Consider the following 4867-nt stretch of genomic DNA (forward strand, 5'->3'; position numbering starts at 1 on the left):
GATTCATAAGAAGACCTCTTTTCTGGATTTGTGGTTATCTCTAGATTAAGGGTCTTCTTTCTTTTTGTCTACTTTAATTTCTTGCCCTACTATTTTACTTTCCGACAACTATTTTACACATAGCTATTGTCAAGTTTCAGAATAATCTCATGCTCAGACATGCAGCAATAAAAATTAATTTTATCTCATTTTGCAATCGCTTGCATACTTTTATTTGAAAATGAGGTATAATAAATATGGAGAGTAATGGACCTTCTACTGATAAGCAGCGAGGCCCTTTCTGACTGACTTTACTTATTCTGATGGATAACCGGTTTACTGAGGACGGGTTATTGAAGAAAGATTGAAGCCCACAGGTTTTGATCTTTCTTTTTATTTTTCCTGTTGTCAAACCATTTGTATGTAACCAGATAGCCTTATATAGTAGGTTAGAATACATACGTCAACGAAGGAGTTCTTTACTATGTTTTTTGGAGTGATCATCAATACTTTAGCAATCGTTCTCGGAGGAACAGTCGGCCTTTTTGTCAACAAAGGGATTCCTTTAAGAATCGAGAAAGCTCTGATGCGCGCGCTGGCTCTCAGTGCTATTTATATCGGCATTACAGGCATGATGTCCGGAGAAAATACTATATATATCATTCTGTCGCTGGTCGTTGGTGCAGCTGTGGGAGAAGTCATTGATTTCGATGATAAAATCCATAAGCTCGGGACGTCTCTGGAATACCGTTTTCCGTCTAAAAATGGTTCATCATCTATTTCCAAAGGTTTTGTCGTGTCGAGTCTGATCATGGCTGTCGGCGCTATGTCGATTGTCGGACCTCTGGAAAGCGGCCTGACGGGAAATCATACAATCCTGCTGACAAAAGCTCTGATGGACGGCATTACCAGTATCATTCTCGCTTCGAGTCTGGGTATTGGCGTCATATTTTCCGGCGTCCTTGTCTTCTTATATCAAGGGGCCATCACTTTATTCGCCAGTGCTTTAGATATCATCCTGACTGATGCGATGATCAACGATATCAATGCAGTCGGATCGATTCTTATTCTGGCTTTGGGGCTGAACATTCTTGAAGTGACTAAGCTGAAAGTTATGAATTTCGTGCCAGCCATTGCGATTCCTCTTCTTTTCTTCTTGTTCTACTAAACGAAAAATCTGCCGGCAAATGCAGCTCTTGTAAGAGAGTCACGCATACCAGCAGATTTTTTTATTCCACTTATTCCTCGATTAAGTCCTCAAACTGCCTGTATACATCCCGGACAACATCATAATCTTCCGATTCAGCTGGAGCGAACCCTTCCCAGTTATAGACATCTGCCAGGACTTCCAGCATATCAGGGTCATCATTCATATTAAGGAAAGCTTCACTAATACGCTCTTTCATGTCTTCTGACAGGTCACCACGAACAGACAATGTGGCGTTGGGTATTTCTTCTGTGGTTCCAATAACTCTGATCTGTTCGAAAATGTCCGGAATCTCATCTTCAAGGCGTACACGGGCATCTTCAAAAGTCGTTGCGAAATCTGCCTGCCCATCAAGGACTGAAAGTAATGCCGTATCGTGCGCGCCGACATCGATTTGAGTAAAGTGAGTATCCAGATCGTCTACGCCAAGATCCATCATCTGCTGAGCCGGGAACAGGTACCCTGATGTCGATGTATAATCGGCAAATGCCCAGACAAGCCCTTCAGATTCGATCAGATCATCAATTGAGCCGATTTCTGAGTCAGCCGCGACATTGTACTGAGCAACATAAGAGTCCGACCCATCACGAATGGCCTTCAGAAGCACTTCTGCATTTGCTCTTTCTTCAGCCTGCACATAGGCAAAAGGTGGCAGGAAGGCCACATCAGCATTCTGGTTACGCATCGCCTCAATCAGACCCGTGTAGTCTGTCATCACCTCGCCTGTTACCGGAATACCCAGCTGGTCAGACAAGTACTCTTCAAGTGGTCTCGCCGATTCTGCCATATTTGCCACATCAGCTGAGGGGAAATAGCCGAGTACCAGTTCTTCGACTTCCTCTACCCCATCTGATTCTGTATCTGTATCAGCCGTTTCAGTACCACATGCAGCCATCAGTAAAACAGAACTTATACCTAACAGCAAAAATCTCATTTTTTTCATTTTTTTAGTCCTTTCATTCCATCACTTTTAGTTAGTCTCATATTATTTTGAAGGAGTTCACAATTATTTTCAACTTATTTTCATAATACGGGACTATCAGCTTCAGTCAATAGTCATCAAAGGTCAGTTTACGTAAGCGTCTTATTGTTAAATTGAAATATTAATATTTGTATAGTTTTAACACATCATTTCGAAATTTGTTCACAATTAATCAAAGTACATAAATTTGAACATTTCATCATCAGAGGCGCATTGCAGGATTTGTTGACATTAAGAATTTACGATTTTGAATTCTCTAATTTATATTTCTAAAGTGTATCCAGTTTTTTTAATAGGAGAAGCATACATATTTAACCATTTAATAATCATTAATATAAACACTAATTATTTACACACTGTTCCTTTTGGTTTGTATTATTTGTCTATAAAATATTCGTTGTGATATGCATAAATATCTTTTAACTCCAACCGATAATTTGATTAAAGGAGTGAAGTACAATGGAAATGGCTTTAAATGACACATCCGCAAAAAAAGAACAGAACAATCTATTAACTAAGCTTAAATCACTTGTCGCCTTCAAATCTCTGAGAGCTAAAATACTCTTCGGGTTCAGTATACTCATACTCATGGTGGCCGGGCTGACCTTCGAAGGTTACTTTGCTTTACACGAAATGAACGATTCCATTGAACATTTAGCTGGTAACCATGTTAGTATAATGATTGCCAACGAACGTGCCGCTTTTTCACTAGCTAGACGTTCGACAAATGTCAGAGCTTATCTGATGACTGGAGAAGAACGCTATCGTGGGATGTTCGTGGAAAATGCTGAAGAAAACTAGCCTTACTTTGACCGGATGGCTCAGCTCATACCAGGAGAAGAGATCGACCAGCTCGTCCAGACCTATGATGATTGGACACAGCAAATGCTTACGAAAGTTTTTGATGTCTATGCAGCAGGAGACCCTGCGCTCGCAGAAGCAAATCTTGGTGAACTGGCTCCGACGACTACTGCTCTATTGAATGAGCTGTCTGACAGAGCAGTTGCTCGGGAACAGCAGATCAACCAGATGAGATCAGATATGATTGCCAGTGGTCAACAATCAATGATCTTTGACTTGATTATTTCCGTTATAGTTATCGTAATTTCAATCGTAATTGCCCTCGTTACTGCTCGATCGATTGCCAAACCAATAAACAAAGTTGTCGATAAAGTCGCACTAATTACAAATGGCGAGCTGCATACAGCTCCACTGAATATCCAGGCAGCCGATGAAACTGGTAAACTCACTTCGTCTATAAATGAAATGGAAACAAGTTTGAGACAGATCATCACGAATATTTCAGATGCTTCCTATCAGCTTACTTTAAACAGCAAGGAATTGTCTGAATCAGCTCAGGAAGTGATGTCAGGTACTGACCAGGTCGCGATGACCATGCAGGAACTGGCTGTCGGATCAGAAACTCAGGCAGGAAGCGCAAGCAAACTCTCAGTAATTATGGATTCATTTGTTCAGATGGTCAGCCAGACGAGCGACAATGGTGAAGCTATAACAAGTCTTTCCAGCAAAGTTCTTGAGGATACGACCAAAGGGAAGGAATTGATGGACGAATCCGAGCAGCAGATGCACAAAATCGATAAGCTGGTCAAAGATTCTGTCACACGGGTCGACAAACTGGATCCACAGACACAGGAAATATCAAACCTGGTCGAAATCATTCAGGCGATTGCCAATCAGACGAACCTGCTTGCATTAAACGCCGCGATCGAAGCCGCCCGTGCAGGTGAACAAGGCAAAGGCTTTGCTGTAGTGGCAGATGAAGTCCGCAAACTTGCTGAAGAGGTCAATACTTCTGTCAAAGAAATCACTGGTTTCGTCGGCACGATTCAGGCAGAATCAAAGAATGTCAGCGAATACCTTCAAGCTGGGTATAAAGAAGTTGCTGAAGGATCAATCAAAATCAGCGAGACCGGTCGAACTTTCAACACAATCACCCAGTCGCTTCACCGTATGTCAGACAGAATTACCGATATCAATACCAGTTTTCAGGATATCGAGCATAATACTATCGATATGAATACGTCTATTGAAGAGATTGCTTCAGTATCAGAAGAATCTGCTGCCGGTGTCGAACAGACATCCGCATCTGCCCAACAGATCAGCAGTTCTATGGATGAAGTAGCTGGAAACGGCGGGAAAGTATCCCAACTCGTTGCACTTGCAGAAAATATGGATAACATCGTATCTAACTTCACATTATAAAAACAGACCTCTGGCTCTTTTACATTAAAAGAATCAGAGGTCTTTATTTATCAGTTATTTTGTTTCTCTAAATAAAGCTTTTCGTCTCAATTTCTGAGAGTATTTTTTTAATTCCAGACGTTCAGGGTTGTTACGGGTATTTTTACTTGTGATATATAGTCGTTCACCTGTTTCAACACACTCAAGAGTAACCGTCTTTCTCATATCATCTGACTCCTCTCTTTATTTTTTTCATCTGTTTTATTATTTTTAGTCCTCTCCGGGCCGTTTTTTTGTTCGGGCTTTTCATCATACGGCGCGCAGTAGAGACATCTGTTTTCTCAGCCATAGACATTTCCTCCTCAATACTTGAGAGACACCTAGGAAACTATAGATGCTCTATATAAGTGGATTTAGGGTTTTCTCTTTTGAGTTTTCCCTCCACTTATTTTCTTTTTTTAAATTTTTTCACATTTTTATGCTTATTACTTGACTTT

Annotated in this window: 6 protein-coding genes; 3 read left to right on the forward strand and 3 right to left on the reverse strand. The window is 40.9% G+C overall.

The window, feature by feature from the left end; genetic code table 11:
- Window positions 1–463 precede the first annotated feature (463 nt).
- The gene (locus ACYQ2O_RS10510; RefSeq protein ID WP_459770460.1) at window positions 464–1147 is read left to right on the forward strand and encodes a DUF554 domain-containing protein; all 684 of its coding nucleotides are present in this window, start codon (window positions 464–466) and stop codon (window positions 1145–1147) included.
- A gap of 70 nt (window positions 1148–1217) precedes the next feature.
- Here the strand turns inward: ACYQ2O_RS10510 and ACYQ2O_RS10515 are convergent, their stop codons facing one another.
- Window positions 1218–2129: a phosphate/phosphite/phosphonate ABC transporter substrate-binding protein gene (locus ACYQ2O_RS10515; protein WP_346023866.1), complete on the reverse strand. Its 912-nt coding sequence runs from the start codon at window positions 2127–2129 to the stop codon at window positions 1218–1220.
- A gap of 498 nt (window positions 2130–2627) precedes the next feature.
- Here ACYQ2O_RS10515 and ACYQ2O_RS10520 point away from each other — a divergent pair, with 498 nt between their 5' ends.
- Together ACYQ2O_RS10520 and ACYQ2O_RS10525 are read left to right on the forward strand one after the other, a co-directional pair.
- Window positions 2628–2969, forward strand: a complete 342-nt coding sequence (locus tag ACYQ2O_RS10520; protein ID WP_459770458.1) for a CHASE3 domain-containing protein — start codon at window positions 2628–2630, stop codon at window positions 2967–2969.
- 84 nt (window positions 2970–3053) lie between these two features.
- Entirely contained in the window at window positions 3054–4391 is a 1338-nt protein-coding gene (locus ACYQ2O_RS10525) for a methyl-accepting chemotaxis protein (RefSeq protein ID WP_459796576.1), read from the forward strand.
- 54 nt (window positions 4392–4445) lie between these two features.
- On the opposite strand, the gene rpmG is transcribed toward ACYQ2O_RS10525, so the two are convergent.
- Complete coding sequence (gene rpmG, locus ACYQ2O_RS10530; RefSeq protein WP_091267450.1) at window positions 4446–4595, reverse strand: 50S ribosomal protein L33; 150 nt, start codon at window positions 4593–4595, stop codon at window positions 4446–4448.
- A gap of 1 nt (window position 4596) precedes the next feature.
- The gene (locus ACYQ2O_RS10535) at window positions 4597–4719 is read right to left on the reverse strand and encodes a putative metal homeostasis protein (protein ID WP_346025297.1); all 123 of its coding nucleotides are present in this window, start codon (window positions 4717–4719) and stop codon (window positions 4597–4599) included.
- Window positions 4720–4867 lie beyond the last annotated feature (148 nt).

The organism is Alkalibacterium sp. m-11 (genome assembly GCF_054658155.1).